We start from the raw sequence: 25,450 nt of genomic DNA, 5'->3' as shown, positions 1-25,450 counted from the left end.
AACCGCGTTTTAACAACAGTATTAATCATACTATATAAAATCCCTAACATTATAACAACAATTGACCTATGAAGAAAATAATAAACACAGAAAATGCCCCTGCACCAATTGGCCCTTACAATCAAGCCGTACTTTCTGGAAACACCTTATATATTTCTGGTCAAATACCCATAGACCCTAAAACAGGCGAACTTATCGAAGGTGATATTGCCAAAGAAACGGAACAATGCATGAAAAACCTAAAGGCTATACTTACTGAAGCTGGAATGACTTTTGAGCACGTGGTCAAGTCTTCTATTTTCATAAGTGACATGAACCAATTCGCTGAAATAAATACCGTTTACGCCAAATACTTTAATGCAGAGACTGCTCCTGCCCGAGAAACGGTAGAAGTCGCCAATCTGCCCAAATTCGTAAATGTGGAGATCTCGATGATCGCCGTTGCTTAAAAGCTATAGATTCTGTTGATGGAACTGCATTAAACCTTCAATAGGTTTTTGACGGATTTCACCCACGATCAAATCATTACGTTCCAATACTGTGGTAAGTTCCTCTTTTAGATAATAAGCAATACTGCCCACAAAATTGATCGGCACTTTAGTGGCCAACTCAAATTGCATAATGTAATTGTTCACGAACTGCTGAAAACCTTTGTCTATCACCCCTTTGCAGTATGGATGCTCCTTGTTTTCAATCAAAAACCTGGCGAATGTTGCCAAATATGTATTAGGATTGGGCTGCTTATATAGGTTTTCTTTGATAACGTCTGCCTCTAGATCGTATTCCTTAGAGAATTTCATACCTAAAGATTGAGGCATTTTATGAAAGTAAAAGTCCCTAATCAATTTTCTACCGAAGAAATTACCGCTTCCGTCATCCATCGGGATGTAACCCAAAGAAGTCACTTTCTGTATGGCCTGGTTACCATCGTAATAACAGCAATTGGACCCTGTACCTAAAATACAGACAATTGCCTGATGACCTATTTTCGTTGTAGCATAAATGGCTGCATAAGTATCTTCCTTAATATTGGCCTTGGCGTTTGGAAAGAAATCGGCAAATATTTCCTTTAAGAATTTCCTCATGCGATCCGTACCACAACCGGCCCCATAAAAATAAAGCCTGGTTACCTTTTCGCTATTCTTGGAAAGTTCAAAATTATTGGCCAAACGATCCTCGATTACCGAACGGGTAAGTACTTCCGGACTCAAACCTAGGGTTTGGGTCATGAACAATTGATTTCCTTTCTCATCCAATGCAATCCAATCGGACTTCGTAGCCCCACTATCAACAATTAAAATCATAGATCACTATTTAAGAACAATCCTGAAAACTATTGATCAGATCATAATTTTCAGGATTGCATATTCTAATTAATTTAAAACTTATAGGCTGTTTACATATTGTACCATATCAACCATTTTATTGGAGAAACCTGCTTCGTTATCATACCAAGAGATAAGTTTAAAGAAACCAGGGTTCAATTCAATACAGGCCTCTGCATCAAAAATACTAGTCCTTGAATCCCCAACAAAATCTTGGGAAACCACAGCCTCTTCAGTATATCCTAAAACACCTTTCAATTCTCCTTCTGAAGCAGCTTTGAATGCTTTTTTGATCTCGTCCAAAGAAGTTTCCTTAGAAACCTTTACTGTTAAATCAACAACAGAAACATCTGCAGTAGGCACCCTAAAGGCCATACCTGTCAATTTACCTTCCAAAGCCGGGATTACCTTGGTTACCGCTTTTGCAGCACCTGTAGAAGCAGGGATAATGTTCAACATAGCACTTCTACCACCTCTCCAGTCTTTTCTAGAAGGACCATCAACGGTCATTTGTGTAGCAGTGGTTGCGTGTACAGTAGTCATTAAAGCTTCTTCTATACCAAAGTTATCATTCAACACTTTAGCCAATGGAGCCAAACAGTTCGTAGTACAAGATGCATTTGAAACTATGGTATCAGATGCTTTTATCTCTTTATGGTTAACACCATAAACGAACATTGGCGCGTCTTTTGAAGGAGCTGAAATAACAACTTTTTTAGCACCACCATCAATATGGTATTGGGCAGTTTCCAAAGTTGTGAAGATACCTGTACATTCCGCAACAATTTCAGCACCAACAGCATCCCACTTAATTGACTTAGGATCTCTTTCTGCAGTAATTCTTACCGTATTACCGTCAACTATAAGGTTACCATCTTTTACTTCAACTGTTCCATCGAACTTACCGTGAACAGAATCGTACTTCAATAAATATGCTAAATGATCCACATCTAACAAATCATTGATGGCAACGACCTCTACATTATCGTTTTTCGCTGCAACACGAAACACCAATCTTCCAATTCTACCGAATCCGTTAATACCTATTTTCAATTTTGACATTTTTCACTAATTTAAATTAAAATTATATTGACATTATATCCGAAACCCTTATGAGTTCCTTATCTATTTTCGTATGACCTTTAATGGCCTTATTTATCGGGGTAAGTATTATCTCATTATCCTGTATACCCACCATTAAGTTGGTTTTCCCCTCTAAAAGTGATTCTACGGCCTTAACCCCCATTCTACTGGCCAAAACACGATCGTAACATGAAGGCGAACCACCACGTTGCATATGCCCCAGTACGGACACCCTGACATCATAGTCCGGGAAATTATCCTCGACATAGTCTTTTAGCTCAAAAATATTCTTTCCGGTTTTATCGCCCTCCGCAACTATTACTATACTTGAAGATTTACCCGACTCCTTACTTCTTTTAAGGGATTCCAACAATCTTTCCCTTCCTAAATTCTCTTCCGGTATCAAAATCTCCTCAGCTCCTGCCCCTACCCCAGCGTTCAAAGCGATATGGCCAACATCCCGACCCATTACCTCAACAAAGAACAATCTGTTATGTGAACTTGCCGTATCCCTGATTTTATCAATCGCCTCTACCACCGTATTCAAAGCCGTATCAAAACCTAAAGTATAGGTGGTACCGAAAATATCATTATCTATAGTACCGGGTATTCCGATAACCGGGAAGTTGAATTCCTGATTGAATATCATCGCTCCGGTAAAACTACCGTCACCCCCAATGACAACAAAAGCATCTATGCCTGCAGCGATTAAATTATCATATGCTTTTTGGCGACCTTCCTTGGTCCTGAATTCTTGGCATCTTGCGGATTTCAAGATCGTACCACCTTTGTTTATGATATTGTTCACACTACGTGCACCCATGGGTTTGAAATCACCCTCTATCATACCTTGATAACCTCTGTAAATCCCTATACACTCGACCTTTAGATAAGCACAGGTCCTAACAACTGAACGTATTGCCGCGTTCATGCCCGGAGAGTCTCCTCCTGAAGTAAAAACACCTATTTTTCTTATATTATTCATATAGAAAATTAAGCCAACAAAAGTAACAAACTTTTACCACAAAAAGAACTCTTTGACCCTTATTATTACACCTCAAATTACACTAAATCGTTTTCGGATATAAATAAATTTAAGAGTGTTTCAAATAACACATTACAAAGGCGTAATGTTGTAAAAAATCACAATTCTTTTGTTTTTACTTGAAAAATTATCAAACTATCCCGACCCATCACCTGAACCGGGTTGGTATTGCTTTGTTTTGGGACATCATCAACCTTATCGCGCTTGAACATTTTCCGCATGAGTTCTTTAAAACTATTGAAATCCACCTCATAGGACAACCCCACCCCTTGGGTATACCCCTGGCGATCTCCTAAGAATGCCTGAATCTCATTTTCCCTATTAAAGAACTTCGCACTCAACGTTCCTTCCTCATTTAAAAGCAACTGCAGTTCAAAGTCACCCGCAACAACGGTTTCGGTAGCACCACCAACAGGAACCCCCACCTTACCGTTTAATAAGACCCTATCGCTAATTTGGGTAGATACGGTCACCCCTATCCGGTTTTCGGTCTCAATATCCGTACTGGCGTCCTGTATGCCCTGTTCATAAGAAAGACCTAAATTGAACTTATCATTACCACCACTAAGTACCTGGTTCAACAATCCCGAAGCGGATTGGATCAAATTCCCCGTAACCGCCTGTGAATTAATACCACTTTGGTCATTGACAAACGTTCCTTGGGCCAAAAGAAAAATCGCATTCTTCTCTTCTACTTGTGGATCTTGCAGGCTATATTCCAACTCTGATTTGATTATTGAGCTCGTACCTGGGAATTCGATACCAAAATCTATCTCAGGACTCTCAAGCTTATCTGTAAGGTGAATGATCACATCGGTAGCAATTCTTCTCGTATACCCAGAATCTTCGAGTAAAGGTGCCGGGTTCGCATTTAAGGAATAAACAGCCTCCATATTCAACTCTGCGGATAAAGGATCACGATCCCATACGATAGTGCCCCCTGGTTTTACCTTAAAGGTCTTATTGATCACGCCCCCGAACTTATAATTGAACTCACCGGTGACCACAACGAAATCCCCGAACATCTCGAACCTATCCTTGGTGTTTATACGAATCAACAAAAGTCCTTCACCGGTACCCTTTAATGAACTACCTGTTTTCTGGTCGGTAACTATTTCCACTTCCGCATCTGGGGTAACGTCCAAGTTGAATTCCATCTCCAATCCTTGAATCTCATCCAAGACCCTTTGTACGTTTTCCGCATCGGTCTCATCTTTTTCAATGAATTTTATATATGAGTAATCACCAACCGTTGCAACATCACTCAAAGGTATTTTTAGAGAGGTTCCTTTAGCCGTTTTACCATCTACATTTATGGTCAAAGCTTTTGTTGAACCAAAGATATGGCCAGAGCCATTTAAAAAGCCCGTACCATAATATAATACCTCTTCTTCGAACGGAGTATCCAAAATCAAGAACCGGTCGTTATTCGTATTTACTTTTAAATCGAGCTCCCAGTCCTTAAAGAAGCTATGTGTTATTGAACCGTCTAAGGTAGCTTTGGTGTTACGGGCAACGTCGGTAATCGCTATTTCTTCAAAATTGAATGATTGCTTAGCCAGCCTCACCTTCGAATTTTGGGCAAAACCATAATCCACATTCAAATATGGAATTGCAAGTCCTGCATTGTTCAGGGTGAGCAGACCACTAAAATTAGGGTTATCTATATCACCCGAAAATTTAGCACTCCCAAAAAGATCGCCCCGGATATTGGTTATCACATCTTCCCCCAAGGGACTAAATGGCTCCAGATCAAAACCATTGAAATTAACCATTAGGTTGGCCTGTGGCAACTCGGTCTTATTCTCTATATCCCCAATGATACTCAATTTCTCTTTCCCACCATCCATTATTTGGGCATTGACCACAAAATCAGTCAAATCCCGATTACCGACTATACCTATCGACAAATCGCCCAAAGGCATATCGTTAACAGAAAAATCAGTGATTCCCAGATTTGAAGAAGGCAGATACACTTCATCCTTTTGTAAAACGTTCAACGTACCATTTACCTCACCCCCCAATTTTAAACTATCTATAGATGGTGTGATTTTATCTAGGGAAACGATCTTGAATTGAAGTTCTAAGTCCTTATAGGTCGAATCTGCCAATTGCCCTCGTAGACGAATTTGTTCGCTTTCGCTATTGTTCATCACGATTTCTTCAATCTGAATACTATCGAGTGTCCTATTTACTATTACCTTGTTCTTGGAATTACCCTCCTTATTAAGAATCCAGGTGTTGTTCTTAAAACTGATATCCGACCTTTTTAAGCCAATTACCGACCTATTCTGTTTATTGAAGGTGTGATAAAAATTAAGGTTATAACTGTCATTGTATTCACTGCCCCCTTTAAACTCTGCCCTAAAGAACAAAGTGTCTTTTAATGTCGTATTGATCAGGTTAAAATCCTTGACATCGTAATAATTGGTAGAAAGGTCCCCCACAGAGACAAATGTGTTGAACAAAGGGTTCTTGTTATCTATCTTAACATCTATATTATCGGCCTCATTGCCAAAAGCGATAATACTAGGCGATTTAAACGTGAGTTTAAAGTCGCCTTCATCCGCAATAATATTACCCTTTATAAATGTATTGGGGTCGAATTTCACTTCAGGGAAGAAAACATCCACGATTTTGTTATAGATCTTAAAATTAAATGCCAATGTTTGACCGTCAGAAATCTCATAGGGTTTATAGTTGGTGTATATGCTACCCAAGGAGTTTTGAACCAATCGACCCAGTTCCTTGACCCGGAAATTCCCTTTTAGATAACCGGTTATGATATCGGGCGAATTTATATCTATGATCCTTGTGGAATCATTCTCAAAAGATGACGAGACCTTAAAATCATCGAAGTAATAGGTATCGTTCACATTTTGAAAAACAGTCTTCGTAAAATTCACGTCCCCCACGATATTGTCCAACGAATTACCGCTTATATCAATATTCACATTTCCTTTGAAAACGGAAATACTATCATTTATGAAATTCAACCGTTTTAAGTCGGCATGTTCCACATTGGCAATGAAATTAAAATTGTTGTGATCTTCCCCAAAATCAGCCAATCCTTTAAAATTGAATTTAATGTTGGGGTCGTTACTGAATATAGATCCATCAAAAAGTTGTTCTTTAAGAACACCTGAAACCTTTAGGTTCTTATAATCATAATTATTGAAATTAACCGAGTACACTTCCCCTATTACCTCCGTATTGAGCTTTTCCTTTACAAAACCTTTCCCTTCAACATTAAAGTCCAAGGTTGTTTTCCCCAATCTTTCATTATCGACAAAATAACCCAGATCAAAATCGATTAAGGAAACAAAGCCTTGATAAGCTGCATTTTCTATGTTGTTGAAATCGGTCAATTCCAAATCCGTATAACTGCTACCTATGGCCGTATTTAAGTTTACCTTGGCATAGACCGAACTTTCGGTTACCGTAGCGTCTCCCCTTACGGTAAACTGACCGAACTTACTAAATGCCGAGGACATTGATTTACTACCTAAGAAATTCGGCATCAACGCCCGCAATTCATAATAAGTACTGGTCACATTTTTCATCTGGGCCTTCATCACAAAAGGAGCATCTTTTGAAAAGAGGTTCTTAAAATTAAAATCGCCACGCACTCCGGTATTTTCAGACAATAAAAAAAGGTCGTCTGTATTAAGGTCATTAAGGACACCGCTGACTTTTGATGAAAAAGAAACCATTTTCCCTTTCCCGAATTGATCGTAAAGCAGGTTTATTTCATCAAGGGAAACGTTTGAATCGGTGAACTCAGCCGATAGCCTTACTTTGTTCAAAAAGTCTTGAAAATCCTTTCTTTCGTAATCAAATACCAAGTTACCGATCAATTTGGATTTGGGTGTTTCGATACTTAGGGTATCGAAACTCATTCGCTGTTTGGTGTATTTAAACTTCGTTGCAAGCTTTTTTACCTCAAGATTTCTTTTATCAATGAATGACAATGCCCCTATATCGGTTGAAACCTCTGGACCTAAAATCAAAAAATCCTCTGCGGATATTTTCAACTTTTTAAAGTTCAAGGTCTCTTTGTTCTCCAGGTTTTCATCGATCAGTTTAAAAGTACTATTCGCAATTTCAACATTGGAAGAAGAAAAAAAGAAGGGAGGGGTTCCCGGGTCCCTTGGCTTTTTATCATCAAGCTTATCAATGAAAACTTCTAAATTGGTACTGCTGGAGTCTTTATAGGTAATCAACTTAAAATCAAGTCCGTCAATATCAATATGCCCAAATTCCAACCTACCATTGGCCAAATTCCTAGCACTTAAGACCGAAGTTCCCAATTCATCAATATAAAACAGTGTATCCTTCTTAAAATCCTCAATATAGATACCCTTGATGGCCACATCCCAAGAAATCAAAGAAAGACGTATCTCATCAATATTGATATTGGTACCATACTCCTTATTTAAAGTATTGGTGGCATATTTGGCAAAACGTGTTTGCACAAAAGGCATGGAAAGTATTATAGTGCCCAACACACAGATGAGCAATAATACCAAGAGTATTCTAACCAGTATTTTTCTCAGTTTTCTGATAGGGCTATAATGTTTTACCTTTGTACTTCAATTTTTATTCCAAACCTTGTGGAAACAGAAACCATTTATATTCTTGCCATAGAATCGTCTTGTGATGACACATCTGCGGCCGTTTTGTGCAATGACAAAGTCATTAGCAATGTTGTTGCAACCCAAAAAATCCATGAGGAATATGGGGGCGTTGTACCCGAGCTTGCCTCTAGGGCACACCAACAAAACATTGTTCCCGTGGTACACCAAGCTTTGCTCAGAGCAAATATCGACAAAAAACAATTATCAGCCATAGCTTTTACGCGCGGACCGGGACTTATGGGCTCACTATTGGTAGGAACGTCTTTTGCCAAGTCATTGGCACTCGGTTTGGACATCCCGTTAATAGAGGTCAACCACATGCAAGCCCATATTTTGGCCCATTTCATTACCGATGAAAACAACCCGAAACCAAGCTTCCCTTTCTTGGCCATGACCATTAGCGGAGGACACACACAGATCGTTAAGGTCAACGACTATTTTAATATGGAAATATTGGGCGAAACCTTGGACGATGCAGTCGGTGAAGCTTTTGACAAAAGTGCCAAAATACTCGGCTTACCCTATCCCGGCGGGCCTTTAATAGATAAAAACGCCAAATTGGGGAATCCAAAGAAATTTCAATTTCCGAAACCAAAGGTCGGTGAATTGAATTTTAGCTTTAGCGGATTAAAAACAAGCATTCTGTATTTTATTCAACGGGAGACCAAAACAAACCCCAATTTCATAGAGGACAACCTGAATGACATTTGCGCCTCTATACAGTATACCATTATCAATATTTTGATGGATAAACTTAAGAAAGCCGTAAAGGAAACCGGAATAAAACAAGTGGCCATTGGAGGTGGGGTTTCCGCAAATTCCGGAATACGTACGGCATTGAAAAATGCCGAAAAAAATTACGGATGGTCTACTTATATCCCTAAATTTGAGTACTGTACCGATAATGCGGCCATGATCGGAATTGTGGGCTACCATAAATACAAACAAAATGTATTTACTTCCCAAGATGTTACGGCAAAAGCCAGGTACATTATATAACAGTAAAAAAATGGCCTACGACCAAAATCTGGAGCAAAGATTGGATTATGCCTTTGACGTATTTCCTAAAGGGTTTACAAAGGACATTACAAAAAAGAAAATGTTCGGCGGATTGACCTATCTTTTCAAAGGCAAGATGACTATAGGGATTTTTAAAAAAGATCTTATGGTTCGTGTAATCGATAGCAAGATGGAAGAAATGCTAAAAAAGGATTATGTTCGCCCTATGGATTTTGCAAAAAGCCCAATGAAAGAGTTCGTTTATGTCTCCCCTAAAGGATACCGGACAGAAGAAGCCCTCCAAAATTGGATTGAATTAGGAATAGAACATGCCCAAATAAGATTACAGGGCGCCAAATAGAAACAGTCAACGATTATGCAATTATTTTATTATCCAAAATTAGACAATAGCACGGCCCAGTTTGTTTTTACACCAGAGGAAAGCCACCATATTGTAAAAGTTTTACGAAAAAAAGAAAACGACACCCTGCTTATAACCAACGGAAAAGGGCGCATTTTTGAAGCTAAGATATTATTGGCCGATGCTAAAAAATGCAAGGCACAAATAACCTCAACCAAGAAAAAACATCGAAAAATGTACTGGTTCCATTTAGTGGTAGCCCCTACGAAAAGTAACGATCGTTTTGAATGGTTCCTTGAAAAGGCCACGGAAATTGGTATAGATGAGATCACACCCATCATTTGTGATCGTTCTGAACGAAAAGTAATAAAGCCGGAACGCATGGAAAAAGTATTACAGTCCGCAATGAAACAATCTATGCAGGCCTACCTTCCAAAACTGAATCCGGCCGTAACCTATAACGAGTTCATAGAACAAGAAAGAGAAGGGCTCTTGTTCATTGCGCATTGCGAAGATGACGAAAAAATGGAATTAAAAAGACGTGTGGCCCCTGATAAAGACATAACCATCCTCATTGGTCCTGAAGGTGATTTTTCGAGAAATGAGATCGATAAGGCCTACGAAAAAGGTTTTCTCCCTGTTTCATTGGGCCAAAACAGACTCCGAACGGAAACTGCGGCCATTGTGGCCTGCACCACAGTAAACTTGATCAACAACGGGTAAATTCATATTATTATATTGTAAGAATGGGATATTCCAAACTTCTTTTTCTATTGTTTTTTACAGCGTTGGCAAACACGGGCAATGCTCAAGAAATTGCGATTCTCAAATATAAAGGGGGAGGCGATTGGTATGCAAATCCCACGGCATTACCCAATTTAATCCAATTTTGCAACTCAAATATCGGAACCAAAATCAAAGAACAACCCGAAACAGTGGAGATAGGCGATGTTACCATATTTCAATATCCGATGCTTCATATGACCGGGCACGGTAATGTTCTGTTCTCCCAAGAAGAAGCGGACAACCTAAGGACCTATTTGCTATCAGGTGGATTTTTACATATCGATGATAATTATGGTATGGAGCCTTATTTACGCAAAGAACTCACCAAAGTTTTCCCGAACACTAACCTAGAAGAACTAGGAGTTGACCACCCTATCTTTAAAGAACATTATCAATTCCCTGACGGATTGCCTAAAATACATGAACATGATGGTAAACGCCCCCAAGCTTTCGGTATAAGCATTGACGGTAGATTGGTGCTCTTATTTACCTATGAATCCGATTTGGGCGATGGTTGGGAAGACCCTTCGGTACACAATGACCCGGAAAACGTACGCACAAAAGCTTTACAAATGGGTGCGAATATCATATCTTATGCTTTTAAAAATTAACGAATGACAGCCAAAACGATCTCAGACGGCATTTTAAGGGCGATAACCATTCTACTTGGGATTAGCCTAGTATTATTGTTCTTATACAAAATACAATCGGTTCTGGCTTATTTGGCCATAGCCTTAGTAGCCTCATTATTAGGAAGACCCATAGTAATGTTTCTACGAAAACGATTAAAATTCAACAATACCTTGGCCGTCATCGTTACCATGTTATTGCTAATAGGAATCATAGCGGGGATCATAGCACTGTTCGTTCCCCTTTTGGTTGCCCAAGGCCAAAACCTATCCCTTTTGGATATTGAGGCCTTGCAGGTTAATGTAGAAAACCTTTACCGACAGGTAACTGAATATTTTGGATTAAGCTCATCGGAAATTGAACAAGGCATCAAAGAATCGAAAGTTTTCGCCAACCTGAATTTCGGGTTTATTCCTGATGTCCTCAATTCATTTGTTAGTGTTCTGGGAAGCTTGAGTATCGGTTTGTTCTCCGTTCTATTTATCGCATTTTTCTTCTTAAAGGACAGCAAATTGTTTGAGCAAGGCTTAATGGTCTTCATTCCTGAAAACAAAGAAGGCCGTTTAAAAAAATCATTGAACACCATAAAGGATTTACTTTCAAGATACTTCTTGGGACTCGTTTTACAAATCCTTATCCTGTTTGTAATCTACTCTATTGTACTGTTCATTTTCGGTATAGAAAATGCCATCGTAATAGCCTTTTTATGTGCCTTGTTGAATTTGATTCCTTACGTGGGCCCGATCATTGGCGGAGTGCTTATGATGACCTTGACGATGACCAGTAATCTTGGGTCCGATTTCAGCACGGTAATCCTACCAAAAACCGTCTATGTAATGATAGGATTCATCATAGGACAATTGGTAGATAATTTCTTTTCCCAACCTTATATTTTTTCGAATAGTGTTAAGTCACACCCCCTCGAAATCTTTCTCATCATCATCATAGGAGGATTACTTTTCGGTATCACGGGAATGATCATTGCAGTGCCAGGATACACGGCTATCAAGGTGATTTTAAAGGAATTTTTAGCCGAAAACAAGATTGTAAAATCCTTGACAAAAAATATATAGTATCACTTTGAATAAAGATATATTAAATACTGGTGTACAGGATTTTATAAACTCTAAAATACACACTGACATCATGTCAGTTTTACTTAAAAAAAGTCCTTTTCCCAGTATAAGCCCCAAAGAATTGGCCGAACAGATCCAAGCTAAGGAAAAGTGTGAAAAAAAGCTTCCCACTTGGTTCAATACTGAAAAAATTTACTTCCCCAATAAGTTGAATATTGAACAATGTTCTTCAGAAACCACAGCTGAATACAAGGCGCAAATCGTGGGTGGAAAATCACTGGTTGATATGACCGGGGGCTTTGGTGTGGACACCTACTTTTTCAGCAAGAAAATCGACGCTGTTTTTCATTGCGAAATCAATGAAAAACTTTCTGAAATAGTTGCCTATAATTTTAAGATTTTAGGACTAAATAATGTCCATACCACACCAATGGACGGTATGGAATTCCTTAACGGTACTGACCAAGAATTTGATTGGATATTCATTGACCCATCAAGACGATCCGAGAGCAAAGGAAAAGTTTTTTTATTGTCGGATTGCAGTCCAAACGTAGTAGAACAATTACCTCTTTTATTCAAAAAATCCGACCATATTTTAATCAAGACTTCTCCGTTATTGGATATTTCAATCGGACTCAACCAATTAAGCAATGTTAAAGAGATACATGTTGTTGCCATTAAAGAGGTCAAGGAATTATTATGGGTCTTAGAAAAAGATTATGAGGGTGATGTAAAAATAAAGACGATAAATTTTACCCAGCCCAAGATACAAACCTTTGAATTTGATCTTTCAGAAGAGAAAAACGCTTTAGCTTCACTTGGCTTACCTCTTTCCTATTTATACGAACCAAACGCAGCAATTTTAAAGGCCGGTGCTTTCAAACAAATTGCCAAATTTTTTAAAATAGACAAACTAGGTGATCATTCACACCTTTACACTTCTGCAAATCTTATCGAATTCCCTGGACGAACATTTCGTATTGAACAAGTAATGGGATATTCCAAAAAAGAACTTAAGCCTTACCTGGGTACGAAAGCCAATATTACGACCAGGAATTTTCCCGACAACGTTGCCAAAATCAGAAAAAAATACAGGATCCATGATGGTGGTGAGGTGTATTTGTTTTTCACAAGATTGATCAACAACAAATTAGTAGTGATACGTACCACAAAAGTAACGGAGTAATCACTTGATTAACAATTAACTCCATTTTTTCAGATTAGAACAATTCTAAATTAAGGATTGTGAATTATTCATATCTACCATTTACTTGGAAATTAATCAGTGTGTTTTACCCTGTTTACCTTCCTAACCCCCATAAACATTACGAAAACGTTTGAGTAGGGCTTTTTCGCAACTCTATTATGTTAATTTTAACAAAACAAATAATATCAATATTTGACAAAATATGACATGTTAAATCACCCTTCATTCTATAAATTTGTTAATATAACCTTAATTTATTGCGAACTATATACATTTTTTAGGCAAAAATTAAGGTTTTACTACATCACTATTTATTATTAAACTAACAAAACAACAAGGATTATGAATCAAAAACATGATTACAAATCGTTAAAGCCTAAAGGAAGATTCACTTCTTTCGGAATTGGGCTTTTATCGTTCATGATTTGCTTAAGTGCCCAAATGGCCTTGGCAAATTCTGAAACATCATTTTTAAAGGTTGATCTGGAAAGTTCCTATCAATCCATTATTACCGGAACGGTCTCTGATGAATCGGGACCACTACCTGGAGCGAGTATCGTTATCAAAGGTACGACCCAAGGAACACAAAGTGACTTTGATGGTAAATTTACATTAGAAGCGGATAGCGATGCTGTCTTGGTAATCAGTTACATTGGTTATCATACACAGGAAATTGCTTTGGATGGTAATACTACCATTAATGTGGTTTTGGCCGAGGATGCAAGTTTATTAGAGGAAGTAATCGTAATAGGTTACGGTACCCAAACAAGAGGTGACATAACCGGTTCGGTTGCATCTGTTGATATGGGTGAAGCGCTAAAAGCCCCTACGTCCAACGCTGCTGAAGCCTTGCAAGGTAGAGCATCTGGTGTAACGGTAGTAAACAACAACACTCCAGGAGCCGCTCCTAAAATCAACATTCGTGGTTTTGGTACTACCAACAATACCGACCCGCTTTATATTATAGACGGTGTACAGACTGATGACGCTAGTTTCCTAAACAACCTTAACCCAACCGATATTGATCAGATGAACGTTCTTAAAGATGGTGCTGCCGCAATCTATGGAGCAAGGGCATCTAACGGGGTTGTAATCATAACAACCAAAAGTGGTGGTTATAATATGGATAAGGCGGAGATTTCAGTTGATATGTATACCGGTTTTTCCCAAATTTCAAATGCTCCTGACCTATTGAACACACAACAACATGGAGAAATGCTTTGGGAAAGCCAAATCAATGACGGCACAACCCCCTCTCATGCACAGTATGGTAGTGGGGCAACACCAGTCGTCCCTACTTCAATTATAGGATACACAAGGGTAGAAACTTACAACCCTATTGTATACTATCCTGTTGGAGAATTGAATGCGACGGTTAAACAACCTAATGGTACCGATTGGATCGATGCACTTACCCGTACCGCTCCCATTTCCAATATGTCCGTTTCCCTTTCAAACGGAACCGAATCAGGCAAATATTTCATGTCTGTTGGTTATTTGGAAAGTGACGGTATTCTTAATGAAACTGGATTCAGTAGGGTAAGTACGAGATTGAACTCTGAATTCAAGATCGGTGAAAGATTAAGAATCGGGGAACACTTGAATGTTTCTTACTCTAATACCAGAACAGGAAATTCCGAAGCTATGGAGATGACCTTAAGAATGTCTCCGTTAGTTCCTGTTTATGATGATGAAGGCGAATTTGCCGGATCCGCTGCCCCTGGATTAGGAAACGGCAGAAACCCTGTAGCCTTGAATTATAGGACTAGAAACGATTACAATAAGAGATATGCCGTTTTAGGTGATATTTACTTAACCTATGATATTCTAGATGAATTAACCTTCAAAACAACATTGGCCGGTGGATTCAACACTTTTGATTCCAGGGCTTTCACTTCTTTGGATCCTGAATTCAGTGAACCGATATCCGATCGATCATTAACAGAGCAAGACCAAACCAATTATAACTGGATTTGGACGAACACCTTAAATTACAACAAGTCTTTCGGAGAACATAATATTAACGCCCTAATCGGTGTTGAAGCGGTTAAAGGATCTGGTAAAGGAAAAAGTATAACCCGTACAGGTTATCTCTTTGAAGACCCGGATTTCTACCTTTTAAGTAATGGTACGGGCTCACCAAACGTAGATTACGCGTATGATGGTTACAATACCTTATTTTCTGTTTTTGGTACTGCCAATTATTCATATATGGATAAATATTTCGTTTCCGCAACAGTACGTCGAGACGAATCATCTAGATTCATAGGGGATAACAAAAGTGATATCTTCCCTTCTTTCAGTGCAGGTTGGTTAATGAGTGCTGAGGATTTCTATCCACAAGATGCCTTTGTAGACCGATTGAAATTAAAAGGATCATGGGGTAAATTAGGAAACCAATCCTTACCGGTAGACAATCCTACATCCAATATTTCTATCTTAAGCGACCAGTATGCCAATTATGCTTTAAGTGGAGCCAGTATTGCGACAGGAGCAATTTTGAGTCAAGTTGGTAATACCGATCTTAAATGGGAAACCAGTGAGACTACGAATTTTGGTATAGAATTGGGAATGTTGGAAAACAAATTAACGTTTGAAGCAGAGTATTTCAATATCACTACCAAAGATTTGATTACCCAAGATTATGGAGCCATCAGTACTACCGCTATTGATGCCAGTGCACCATACGTAAACCTAGGGAACATCAAAAATACCGGTTTTGATCTAAGTGCCGGGTACAGGGATGAAACTGATTCTGGTTTATCCTATGGCATTACAGCTAACTTGTCCCATTATAAAAATGAAGTTACCGAGCTCATTGACGGTACACCTGTAACGGGATCCGGAACCAATTTAAGGGGCCAAACCCCAACAAGAACGGAAGTCGGTGAACCTTTATCCTTTTTCTATGGTAGAAATGTTGTTGGATTTACAGATGAAGGAAGGTTCCAATACGAGGATGTTAACGGCGATGGTACCGTTGATGATGAAGATAGAACAAAAATCGGATCACCGCATCCTGATTTCACTTACGGAATCAACATGAACGCTGCTTACAAAGGATTCGATATTTCCTTGTTCTTTAATGGTTCACAAGGGAACGAAATCTATAATTTCAATAAGTACTATACTGATTTCCCAGCATTTGTTAACGGTAATAGAAGTACTAGGGTTTTGGATTCATGGACTCCAACAAATACCAATGCAACATTACCTGCATTGTCAACTTCGATTACCAATAATGAAGGTGATCCAAATTCCTATTATGTAGAAGACGGTTCATACCTACGATTAAAGAATACGCAAATTGGGTACACCTTACCTCAAAAAATATCAGATAAAATTGGTATGAAATCTTTGAGATTGTATGTGCAGGCCACTAATTTATTTACCATTACAGGTTATGAAGGCTTTGATCCTGAAATTGTTTCTAATTTAGACAGTGGCGAAAGTGCCAACTTAAGTCTGGGTATTGATGGTCGGGTATATCCGGCTTCAAAGGTGTTTACTTTGGGTGCAAATATTAAATTTTAAAAAAAAAAGATGAAAAGAATAGTAACATATTTATTTATGCTAATAGGTATATTGGCATGTAGTGACGATTTTACTGAATCGCCCGCAATCGGGTCATTAAGTGATGAAGCGCTTAAGAACGAAACTGGCGTTGATCTTTTGCTGGTCGGTGCCTATTCCGCTTTGGATGGTGTTCGAAACAATGAATTTGGCGAAGGATGGTCAATGTCAGGAGACAACTGGATCATGGACGTTTTAGCAGATGATGCCCATAAAGGGAGTACCGATGGGGATCAGCCAGAATTATATAACATCGAAACCATGAACTGGACCACAGGTGGTTCTTATTTCTTAGGAAAATGGGGTGTTATTTTTGCCGGTATCAACAGGGCCAATGCCGTTATTTCATTAATCAACTCTATTGAAGAGGGAGATTTTTCCTCTCAATTGGCCGAGGCTCGTTTTCTAAGGGGCCATTATAATTTTGAACTTCAAAAAATGTGGGGAAATGTTCCTTATATCTCAGAGGAAAATTATGCAGCGACTGAATTCAACCAACCAAATCCAGGTGACATTTGGGACGAAATCGAAGCTGATTTTCAATATGCGATCGACAATTTGCCGTCTACTCAAGAAATGGTAGGTAAACCAAGCTCTTGGACCGCCAAAGCTTTCTTAGGAAAGGCTCATTTACACCAATCTGATTGGGACACCGCTTTTCCTCTCTTGAATGATGTAGTTCAAAATGGTCCTTATGACCTTTTACCTGATTTTGTTGACAACTTTAGATTGGCAGGTGACAATAGCGTTGAGTCTATTTTCTCTATTCAATTTACCACGGATGACGGGCAATCATACAACGCCAATGTCAAGGGAGCACTTAATTTCCCTAACCCAGGACCTTTTGGCTCTTGCTGTGGGTTTTATCAACCCACCCAAGATCTGTTGAATGCTTTTCAAACAGATGGTACAACAGGGTTACCTTTATTGGACACATATAACCAAAATGATGTGACAAGTGATTTTGGCATTGATTCCAGTGAACCGTTTACTCCTTATGCTGGTCCTTTAGATCCTAGATCGGACTACACTGTAGGTCGTCGTGGCATCGATTACAACGGATATGGCGAACATGTAGGAAATGATTGGATCAGAGCGGAATACACTGATATATCCGGTTCTTATCTACCTAAGAAAAACGTATATTGGTCCGGTGAAACCGGGAACATAGCAACTGGCTCATGGGGTCAACAACATTCCGGTGTCAATTACCATATTATGCGTTTTGCAGATGTATTGTTAATGGCAGCTGAGGCTGCAGTCGAGAAAAGCAGCCCTGATTTACCACTGGCACTTGAATATGTAAATAGGGTACGAAATAGAGCTAAAAACTCCAATTATATGCAAGCTGTTGATGATTCTGGTGATGCTGCCAACTATGTAATAGAACCTTATACTGCATTTTCCGATGCTACATTTGCCCGTAACGCCATTCGTTTTGAAAGACGTTTGGAATTAGGGATGGAAGGCCACCGTTTGTTCGATTTAAGAAGATGGGGTAATTTCGTAGAAGTTATGACTGAATATGCTGAAAATGAAGGCCGTACCATCCCACCATTTGGTGATGAGGTTGGCACTTATTCCGATATTCATTATAATTTTCCAATTCCAATTACCGCAATTGATCAAAGTGGAGGTATTCTAACACAGAATAGCGGCTACTAGTAAAATTATTTTTTTTCTTGAACAGGGCATTTATCAATGCCCTGTTTTTGTTTATAATCATTTTTAATCAAAACTTTAATTAATTTTTACTCTAATATTAGCCCCATGTGATTTTAGAGAATATTTGCCCAACTATACTCTAGTATTCCATTGCCCAAAACTGAAAATTAGTATCTTTTTTGTTTATCGATTTCTATTTTTTACCTTTCCATTCACTTTAGAGCGTTGCGAATTTCCCAAACACTTTCAAATAGTTTAATCAGGTCCTAAATTACCCGGCCCATAAAAAAGCAATTAATTAAAAATGAAAAAAATAAGTTTGTTTTTTCTTGTAGTGACAATATTGGTTTCATGTAATAAAAAAGAGGACACCCTATTCTCTATGGTTTCATCGGATCATTCCGGAATAACCTTTAACAATAAAATTACCGAAACTGATAGCTTCAACATATTGACCAGTGAGTATATTTTCAATGGAGGGGGTGTAGCCGTTGGGGATTTTAATAATGACGATAAACAAGACCTCTTTTTTACAGGAAACCAAGTGGCCAACAAACTGTTTATAAACCAAGGCGATTTTAAATTCAAGGATGTATCCAAAATAAGTGGTATCGAGGCATTTAACAGGTGGAAAACCGGAGTATCCGTAGTAGATATCAACAATGATGGTTTTTTAGACATCTATGTATGTACGGCATTGTTCCCCAACTCTACGGAAATGGAGAACATATTATTCATAAACCAAGGTCTTGATGAAAACGGCATTCCAACATTCAAGGATATGGCTAAAGCATATGGTATTGCAGATGCCGGAAACACCATGAACGCTACATTTTTTGATTATGACAAAGATGGCTTTTTAGACCTCTATGTGTTGAATAATGTTGATATTCATGAGCTACCATCAAACTATCGTGCAAAAATCATTGATGGTTCGGCCTTAAGTAACGACAAATTGTACCATAATAATGGTGATAACACCTTTACCGATGTAACCCTAGAAGCCGGAATCACAATCGAAGGTTATGGTCTTGGCCTGGCAATTGCCGATTTGAATTATGACGGCTGGCCAGATATTTATGTCAGTAATGATTATCTCACCAATGACCTTCTTTATATCAATAATGGTGATGGCACCTTTTCCAATAAAATCGACAAGCTTCTAAAGCATCAGGGTAGGTTCTCTATGGGTAATGATATATCGGACTACAATAATGATGGTTATTTGGACATCATGACACTCGATATGTTAGGTGAGAACAACCACAGGCTTAAGACGACAATGCGGGAAAGCAGGTACAACGATTATATTTTCAATGAAAAATTCGGATATGAATATCAGTTCTCGCGGAACATGCTTCAAACTGGTCAAGGTGATGGAATACCTTATCAAGAAATCGGTTTAATGGCCGGGATCGCCAAAACTGATTGGAGCTGGTCTCCCCTTTTTGTAGACATGGACAATGATGGTTATAGGGACTTATTGATCACGAACGGATTTCCTAGGGATATAACCGATCTTGATTTTGGGGAATTTGAATTCAATGTACGACGTTATATGAAACCTATGCAGATATTGGACTCGATCCCAATAGTCAAAATACCAAATTTTGCTTACAAGAATGATCAAAATGGTCTTTTTACCGACGTAGGCCAAGAATGGGGACTTAACGTGCCCTCTTTCTCCAATGGTGCCGTATTCGCTGATTTGGATAATGATGGGGATATGGATTATGTCGTCAACAATATCAATGACGAAGCTTTCCTTTTTGAAAATACATTGGATAAAAACCTTGACCTTGCACACAATTATCTAAAGGTAGATTTAAAAGGGCCTAAAACGAACATATCGGGAATCGGGGCGAAAATCGCGATTAGACTGCAAGATGACACTATTCAATACTATGAGCATCATTTAAGCAGGGGCTATATGTCCTCCGTTCAGGATATCGCCCAATTTGGTTTAGGAAAAGAGCATCTTATAAAATCACTTGAAGTAATCTGGCCCGATGGCAAATTTCAAAGAATCAACGATGTTGAAAGCAATCAAACCATGGTTTTGGATCATAAGAATGCGACCAAGGTAAATCCGATTGAAATCACCTTCCCTTTCATTCCTAAAAAACCAACATCTATATACGCAGAAGTTACCGATAGTTTAGGAATTGATTATGTACATGACGAAAAAGATATGATCGATTATAATGTGCAACGCATATTACCCCATAAATTAACCCAGAATGGCCCTTGTTTGGTAACAGGCGATATAAATGGTGACGGTATCGAGGATTTTATAGTAGGAAGTGCATCCGGTAATTCCCCTCAAATATTTTTACAGAAAAAAGACGGCTCTTTTAAAAATTCCCAACTTTTCACCGAATTAAAGGATATGAAGTTTGAAGAAGAAGGTTTGGCCCTTTTTGATTTGGAGAATGATGGTGACCTTGACCTTTATTTGGTCTCAGGTAGCAATGAATTTGAAAAAGGCAGTACCTTTTATTCCGATCGCTTAATGATCAACGATGGTCAAGGAAACTTTTCTTTAGCCCCTGATAAGATGCCGGAAATCAAAGCCAGTGGTTCCGTGGTAAAAGCACATGATTTTGATAGCGATGGTTATACCGACCTCTTTGTAGGTGGCCGAACGCCATTTGCGGAGTTCCCAAAGCCAGAGAGAAGCTTTCTTCTAAAGAACGACAACGGTGTTCTTAGAAATGCAACCGATGAATTATGCCCTGCCCTAAACGATATCGGTATGGTTACCGATGCAATTTGGACGGATGTTGATCAAGACGGACTCAGTGATCTTATCTTAGCCGGTGAATACATGCCTATCACAATATTCAAGAATGAAAGATCTTCTTTCCGAAAATTAAGGGAAACCGGTATAGACGGTCTAAATGGTTGGTGGGAAAGCCTATTGGCCCATGATTTTGATGGGGATGGTGACCTGGATATCGTAGCTGGTAATTTAGGGGCGAACAATTTTTATCAACCCACCAAAGAAAGGCCTGTAACCTTACTTGCCAAGGATTTTGACAATAATGGCACAGTAGATCCTGTAATGTTCGCCTATTTCAAAACCGACTTTAATGATCCAACTTATAAATCTTATCCGACAAATTTTTGGGGAGACCTTTATGGGCAAAGTCCATTATTTAGGGCTAAGTTCAATTCGTACAAAGAATATGCAAAAACCACGGAAAATGATCTATTGACCCCTAAGGAAATGAAAGATGCCATGAAATTGTCAGTTAATTATGACAAAAGCAGTTATTTCGAAAATTTGGGCAATGGCAAATTCAAAAGTCACCCATTACCACTAGAAGCCCAAATTGCGCCGATTAACCGTATGGCAGTAACGGATTATGACAACGATGATATAAGTGACCTTTTATTGATCGGAAACAACTTTGGCAATGAAGTTTTCATCGGTCGTCTTGATGCATTCAACGGCGGATTACTTAAGGGGGATGGCCATGGGGGTTTTGAGACGATCAAAATCAAAGAAAGTGGATTTTTGGTTACCGGTGATGCCAAGGACATGGTAATACTCCAAAACGCCCAAGGAAAATCCCCATACATTATCGTTTCCCAAAACAGGGGTAGGATTAAGATTTTTCAGAAGAACTGAGAATTAAAAAAATCATCCAAAAGGTTTTTGTTTGCTAACCTCTTGGATGATTCTTTAGAATATAAAACCACTTATTAATCTTAAGCACCCTTATAAATCAATACTCATTCTTATGCTTAAAATCACCTGTACGATATTTTATCGTACGCTTAAGTGGTATCTGCATTCCATTGGTGCTTTCTAACCAATCATAAATCGCAGTCGACATTTCTTTGGCAATTTCCTGCTTATCAGGATCAGCTATCAAATTGTACATCTCATCAGGATCATTTTGAAGGTCGTAAAGTTCATTACGATCCCAAATGCCTTGATACTTGATATACTTGTATTGGTCTGTTCGCATTCCGAAAACCGTAGGGGTCATAGGAAAGTCATACTCCCAATAATACTCATAAAAAACCTCTTTACGGGAAGGGGCATTGGTATCACCCGTGAGTATTGGAATAAAAGAAACTCCTGGCATATTATCGGGCTGTTTTACCCCTGCTTCTGCCAAAATAGTGGGACCTATATCTATATTCTGTACCATTTGCTCGGGTTTTTTACCCCCTTCAAACAACTCGGGACAACGAACCAATAAAGGAACTTTTACCGATTCTTCGTAAAAATGTCTTTTATCTATAAGTCCGTGCTCACCCCAACTAAATCCATTATCCCCCATATAAATGACCAAGGTAGATTCATCCAAACCTTCTTTTTTCAAGTACTCCATAATAGTACCTACACTTTCATCTACCCCTAACAAGGTCTCGCAATAATCAACTACTTTATCATAAATACCATCATTCCCATGGTACATATAATCGACCCCGTGCCAACTTACCCGCTGGTCGGCAACCCATTGGGGCCAATTTAAATCGCGATACTCCCCGGTCTTGGTTTGATCATACGTTGAAGGTAGATCTATTCTTTTACCTTTGTATTTTCCTTTGTGACGTTTGGCCGGCTTAAAAGCTGCATGTACGGCTTTATGCGATAAATACATGAAAAAGGGTTTATCCTTATCTCGATTATCCAACCAATCAACAGCATGTTCAGTAAGTAAATCGGTGATATAAGTTGAATCTTTATAAGCAACCCGTTTACCATTGATATTCAACGTAGGGTTGTAATACACCCCCTGTCCCGGAAAACTTTCCCAATGGGTAAAGCCAGGTTGGGGTTCATCCCCATGATCACCCATATGCCATTTTCCGAAAAATGAGGTCTGATAACCTGCCTTTTCGAGGTACTGTGGAAAATAAACAAGATTACCTGGATCTGGCGCCTGATTATCCACTATGGTGTGTGAGTGCGAAAATTGACCGGTCAAAATCGAAGCTCTACTGGGCGAACATAAAGAAGTGGTAACAAATGCATTGGGAAGGTAAGCCCCTTCAGATGCCAATTTATCCATATTGGGGGTTTCTAACCAAGGTACTTTTCCCGTAAAGCCCATATAATCATACCTATGGTCATCCGTTAGGATAAATATTACATTACGAGGTTTCTTTTCAACCTTTTTTACCGGAGATATGATAGTGTCCGACACGTAATGCGCATTGGCCCTATTCCCGCATAAAACCAAACAACAAAAAGTAAAAAATAATGTTCTTAATGATTTCATATTTTTCATTTCGATTCTTGTTCTAAAAATCCAAGGATGTACGTTAAAGGGGCATTCCAATTTAAACAGATTTCATTACTTGCATAACTTGGCTCTTGATCTACCCAACTTTTCATAGGCGGAGCATTATCCGGATATACTACCCCGGATGCCGCATCTTGCTTTCCAAAATTAGGTCCACCACACACAAAACCGGGCACAGGTTCCACTATTTCATCGGCTGCGCTTTGCCTATGATGAATATTCATTGGGTATTTACTACCAAATCCGGTTACGAAACTATACCCTGTCGCATTATTACCGAATATATAATCGGCACATTGTTGTACGCCTCTCAAATATTCCGGTTTAGAGTTTAAACGATACGCCTGCGCCATTATCATAGCGGCATTGAGAACATCGCTGTTTGAACCCCATTGAAAATCATCGATTGGTTGAAAATAATCCAAACCCCCTGCTTTTTTGACCAAGGCATCTGCCCTTTCACCTATACCGGTTTTAAGTGCTTTGTACAAACTCACAGGAATGTCTTCCTTGTTTTCCAACAAACTGAACATTCCCGAAAACTTCATGAACTTAGCCCAATTATCACCTTTGGCGAATTCAAAATTCAATGGATTTTTATTTATCCCGTCCAAATAAATCGCTTCCTTGGTCGCGATAAACAATTCAGCATTGGCCCAAAACCATTCCTCTTCAAAGTTTTTATCCCCATATTGTCCCGTACTTACATCTTCCGGATTTAAAAATTCAATGTTCGGGTTTTCAACGGCCCAATGATAGGCTTTTTTAGCCGCTGAGAGACATTGATCGGCATAGGTAGGTTCAATATCCTTGAACACCCTATAGGCCTGCGCGGCGCATGCAGCAAAATCCAAACTGGCCGCAGTACCTTTACCTACAATAAAGCGTTGACTTGTTGCTTTATCGGGCATTACTATTCCTTCGAAGTTCTTTGTAGTTAATTTGTGGTATAATCCGCCATCATCATCTTGCATGGTCAATAGCCAATCCATCTCATATTTCAATTCATCCAATAGATCGCTTACGCCATTACCGCTCTCTGGAATATTAAGTCCGCCATCAGTAATAATCCCTGGATACTGTTCATACAATGTATAAAACTGACCTAAGGGAAAACTCCCGTTTACAACATATTTGTTATAGTCACCCGCATCGTACCAACCTTTGGTTGAAGAAATATATCCTTCGTTTTTACCGCTGGAAGGATGAAATACCACACTATCGTCAGGGTGCCCCATTTCGCGTTTCCACTTACCGGCATATTTTTCTTCCAAAGCCATTCCCGCTCGTTGATAGTACATGGCCTTAATGGAGCCGATAAAAGCATCGTGCATAACATGGTCCCCAACTTTAAAAGGATAAGAATACCCCAACCCTTCTATATAAATGGAATAATCCCCAGACGTATTCATACCGGTAAAATCAGCTACTTGGATTTGCTCCCCAGCCAACTTCCATTCCTTTGTTTCTGTCAAAGGCCCTGAGAAAACAATTTCTTTGGTTTCATTATTTACCAATGAAAATTCTTTTAACCCCTCTCCATTTACAATAACCGCTTTTTTAGTAGCAAATGGGTAATACCCAACTTGATTCAATCGTATTTGTTCGCTGAATTCCCCATTATTATCCGGGAGTCTTTCTTTACATCCAAAAAGTAAACAGATGACCAATAACGGTAAATAAGCAAACTGGAATATAGGATATCTCATTTTATATTGTTTTAAAATCACCATGAAATTAGCACAAAACAAACTCAGAATTTTCCTTTATTTTATCACTTACCTATTAAAAACCTACAA

16 protein-coding genes are annotated in these 25,450 nt (G+C 38.8%); 10 read left to right on the top strand and 6 right to left on the bottom strand.

The features are described from left to right. The first annotated feature begins 68 nt into the window (after window positions 1-68). On the top strand, window positions 69-449 hold the full coding sequence (locus R3X28_RS14460) for a RidA family protein (RefSeq protein ID WP_317665185.1): 381 nt from the start codon (window positions 69-71) through the stop codon (window positions 447-449). Between the two features lie 3 nt (window positions 450-452). On the opposite strand, the gene R3X28_RS14455 is transcribed toward R3X28_RS14460, so the two are convergent. From R3X28_RS14455 to R3X28_RS14440, 4 genes are all read right to left on the bottom strand, one after another. Next, window positions 453-1,304 carry an N-acetylglucosamine kinase gene (locus tag R3X28_RS14455; protein ID WP_317665183.1) on the bottom strand — a complete coding sequence of 284 codons (852 nt, stop codon included), beginning with the start codon at window positions 1,302-1,304 and terminating at the stop codon, window positions 453-455. Window positions 1,305-1,385: 81 nt separating this feature from the next. Then, window positions 1,386-2,387 carry a type I glyceraldehyde-3-phosphate dehydrogenase gene (gene gap / locus R3X28_RS14450; RefSeq protein WP_154364969.1) on the bottom strand — a complete coding sequence of 334 codons (1,002 nt, stop codon included), beginning with the start codon at window positions 2,385-2,387 and terminating at the stop codon, window positions 1,386-1,388. Window positions 2,388-2,409: 22 nt separating this feature from the next. Continuing rightward, entirely contained in the window at window positions 2,410-3,393 is a 984-nt protein-coding gene (pfkA, locus tag R3X28_RS14445; RefSeq protein ID WP_317665180.1) for a 6-phosphofructokinase, read from the bottom strand. Window positions 3,394-3,551: 158 nt separating this feature from the next. Further along, the gene (locus R3X28_RS14440) at window positions 3,552-7,937 is read right to left on the bottom strand and encodes a translocation/assembly module TamB domain-containing protein (RefSeq protein WP_317665178.1); all 4,386 of its coding nucleotides are present in this window, start codon (window positions 7,935-7,937) and stop codon (window positions 3,552-3,554) included. A 90-nt stretch (window positions 7,938-8,027) separates the two neighbouring features. On the opposite strand from R3X28_RS14440, the gene tsaD reads away from it, so the two are divergent. The 9 genes from tsaD (at window position 8,028) to R3X28_RS14395 (ending at window position 22,021) form a co-directional block, all read left to right on the top strand. After that, complete coding sequence (gene tsaD, locus R3X28_RS14435) at window positions 8,028-9,089, top strand: tRNA (adenosine(37)-N6)-threonylcarbamoyltransferase complex transferase subunit TsaD (RefSeq protein WP_411556614.1); 1,062 nt, start codon at window positions 8,028-8,030, stop codon at window positions 9,087-9,089. A 10-nt stretch (window positions 9,090-9,099) separates the two neighbouring features. Next, window positions 9,100-9,450, top strand: a complete 351-nt coding sequence (locus R3X28_RS14430) for a TfoX/Sxy family protein (RefSeq protein WP_282056612.1) — start codon at window positions 9,100-9,102, stop codon at window positions 9,448-9,450. Between the two features lie 15 nt (window positions 9,451-9,465). Beyond that, entirely contained in the window at window positions 9,466-10,173 is a 708-nt protein-coding gene (locus tag R3X28_RS14425) for a 16S rRNA (uracil(1498)-N(3))-methyltransferase (protein WP_154364980.1), read from the top strand. Between the two features lie 23 nt (window positions 10,174-10,196). Further along, entirely contained in the window at window positions 10,197-10,847 is a 651-nt protein-coding gene (locus R3X28_RS14420) for a DUF4159 domain-containing protein (RefSeq protein ID WP_317665173.1), read from the top strand. A 3-nt stretch (window positions 10,848-10,850) separates the two neighbouring features. Beyond that, window positions 10,851-11,939 carry an AI-2E family transporter gene (locus tag R3X28_RS14415; RefSeq protein WP_317665171.1) on the top strand — a complete coding sequence of 363 codons (1,089 nt, stop codon included), beginning with the start codon at window positions 10,851-10,853 and terminating at the stop codon, window positions 11,937-11,939. 73 nt (window positions 11,940-12,012) lie between these two features. Beyond that, a complete protein-coding gene (locus tag R3X28_RS14410; RefSeq protein WP_317665169.1) occupies window positions 12,013-13,128 on the top strand; it encodes a THUMP-like domain-containing protein in 1,116 nt (371 codons plus the stop codon). Window positions 13,129-13,491: 363 nt separating this feature from the next. Continuing rightward, window positions 13,492-16,683, top strand: a complete 3,192-nt coding sequence (locus R3X28_RS14405; RefSeq protein ID WP_317665167.1) for a TonB-dependent receptor — start codon at window positions 13,492-13,494, stop codon at window positions 16,681-16,683. Between the two features lie 9 nt (window positions 16,684-16,692). Beyond that, window positions 16,693-18,387 (top strand): RagB/SusD family nutrient uptake outer membrane protein, encoded by a 1,695-nt coding sequence (locus R3X28_RS14400; RefSeq protein ID WP_317665165.1) that lies wholly within the window; start codon window positions 16,693-16,695, stop codon window positions 18,385-18,387. A gap of 304 nt (window positions 18,388-18,691) precedes the next feature. Next, window positions 18,692-22,021: a VCBS repeat-containing protein gene (locus tag R3X28_RS14395; protein ID WP_317665163.1), complete on the top strand. Its 3,330-nt coding sequence runs from the start codon at window positions 18,692-18,694 to the stop codon at window positions 22,019-22,021. Between the two features lie 97 nt (window positions 22,022-22,118). Here R3X28_RS14395 and R3X28_RS14390 read toward each other — a convergent pair whose 3' ends face one another. Both R3X28_RS14390 and R3X28_RS14385 read right to left on the bottom strand, forming a co-directional pair. Beyond that, window positions 22,119-23,627 carry a sulfatase gene (locus tag R3X28_RS14390; protein WP_317665161.1) on the bottom strand — a complete coding sequence of 503 codons (1,509 nt, stop codon included), beginning with the start codon at window positions 23,625-23,627 and terminating at the stop codon, window positions 22,119-22,121. A gap of 5 nt (window positions 23,628-23,632) precedes the next feature. Continuing rightward, on the bottom strand, window positions 23,633-25,360 hold the full coding sequence (locus tag R3X28_RS14385; protein ID WP_317665159.1) for a glycoside hydrolase family 9 protein: 1,728 nt from the start codon (window positions 25,358-25,360) through the stop codon (window positions 23,633-23,635). Window positions 25,361-25,450 lie beyond the last annotated feature (90 nt).

Source organism: Maribacter sp. TH_r10, from assembly GCF_033101095.1.
Lineage (GTDB): Bacteria > Bacteroidota > Bacteroidia > Flavobacteriales > Flavobacteriaceae > Maribacter_A > Maribacter_A luteus.
This window is presented reverse-complemented; position numbering and strand designations above follow the sequence as displayed.

Excerpts from the sequence above, each read along its gene's own strand:
- R3X28_RS14460 (WP_317665185.1), top strand. The coding sequence starts at position 69 with ATGAAGAAAATAATAAACACAGAAAATGCCCCTGCACCAATTGGCCCT.
- R3X28_RS14455 (WP_317665183.1), bottom strand. The coding sequence starts at position 1,304 with ATGATTTTAATTGTTGATAGTGGGGCTACGAAGTCCGATTGGATTGCA.
- gap (WP_154364969.1), bottom strand. The coding sequence starts at position 2,387 with ATGTCAAAATTGAAAATAGGTATTAACGGATTCGGTAGAATTGGAAGA.
- pfkA (WP_317665180.1), bottom strand. The coding sequence starts at position 3,393 with ATGAATAATATAAGAAAAATAGGTGTTTTTACTTCAGGAGGAGACTCT.
- R3X28_RS14440 (WP_317665178.1), bottom strand. The coding sequence starts at position 7,937 with ATGCCTTTTGTGCAAACACGTTTTGCCAAATATGCCACCAATACTTTA.
- tsaD (WP_411556614.1), top strand. The coding sequence starts at position 8,028 with ATGTTTTACCTTTGTACTTCAATTTTTATTCCAAACCTTGTGGAAACA.
- R3X28_RS14430 (WP_282056612.1), top strand. The coding sequence starts at position 9,100 with ATGGCCTACGACCAAAATCTGGAGCAAAGATTGGATTATGCCTTTGAC.
- R3X28_RS14425 (WP_154364980.1), top strand. The coding sequence starts at position 9,466 with ATGCAATTATTTTATTATCCAAAATTAGACAATAGCACGGCCCAGTTT.
- R3X28_RS14420 (WP_317665173.1), top strand. The coding sequence starts at position 10,197 with ATGGGATATTCCAAACTTCTTTTTCTATTGTTTTTTACAGCGTTGGCA.
- R3X28_RS14415 (WP_317665171.1), top strand. The coding sequence starts at position 10,851 with ATGACAGCCAAAACGATCTCAGACGGCATTTTAAGGGCGATAACCATT.
- R3X28_RS14410 (WP_317665169.1), top strand. The coding sequence starts at position 12,013 with ATGTCAGTTTTACTTAAAAAAAGTCCTTTTCCCAGTATAAGCCCCAAA.
- R3X28_RS14405 (WP_317665167.1), top strand. The coding sequence starts at position 13,492 with ATGAATCAAAAACATGATTACAAATCGTTAAAGCCTAAAGGAAGATTC.
- R3X28_RS14400 (WP_317665165.1), top strand. The coding sequence starts at position 16,693 with ATGAAAAGAATAGTAACATATTTATTTATGCTAATAGGTATATTGGCA.
- R3X28_RS14395 (WP_317665163.1), top strand. The coding sequence starts at position 18,692 with ATGAAAAAAATAAGTTTGTTTTTTCTTGTAGTGACAATATTGGTTTCA.
- R3X28_RS14390 (WP_317665161.1), bottom strand. The coding sequence starts at position 23,627 with ATGAAATCATTAAGAACATTATTTTTTACTTTTTGTTGTTTGGTTTTA.
- R3X28_RS14385 (WP_317665159.1), bottom strand. The coding sequence starts at position 25,360 with ATGAGATATCCTATATTCCAGTTTGCTTATTTACCGTTATTGGTCATC.